Origin of the sequence: Vibrio sp. OPT46 (assembly GCF_015163535.1) — a bacterium.
Taxonomy (GTDB): domain Bacteria; phylum Pseudomonadota; class Gammaproteobacteria; order Enterobacterales; family Vibrionaceae; genus Vibrio; species Vibrio alginolyticus.
Genome location: NZ_JADDYG010000554.1, coordinates 290 through 755, shown reverse-complemented (window position 1 = coordinate 755; position 466 = coordinate 290). Strand labels below are relative to the sequence as shown.

Below are 466 nucleotides of genomic sequence, written 5' to 3'. Positions count from 1 at the left end.
AAATAACAAGAGATATAAATATGAATTTTATCAAAATCTTTAAAGATGGGTTTAGAGGGAAACCAGATTTTGCACACTTGTTACATAATGTATTCCAGATAGATGACTTAGTACTATCATTTGAATGTCCGAACAATATATATGAAGGTCATGTATACCAAGATTTTATTGAATTACAACGATTCAATATTGATTCAAAAGTAGAGCGGCATGAAAAGTTTATAAACTTGGCCACGATTTATTTCTCTTTTCAAAATAAAATAATAAATCCACTATTACCAATCAATAAACAAGGTGGTTTATATATTAGGTTAAGGATTAAGTCTGCAGATAAATATATTACTAGTGTTAATCAACTATCTTCATTTATAGAGAAAGAGTACGTAGATTTTTATCATGCTGTAGAGTCACCTGACGGTTCTCAAAAAGGTGATCATACAGAGTTGATGAATGATGCCATTGCGTA

1 pseudogene is annotated in these 466 nt (G+C 29.6%); it reads left to right on the top strand.

Annotated features, from left to right (window positions below):
* Window positions 1–20: 20 nt before the first annotated feature.
* Window positions 21–466: pseudogene (locus tag IQR33_RS34010) on the top strand (DNAase); the annotation flags it as partial.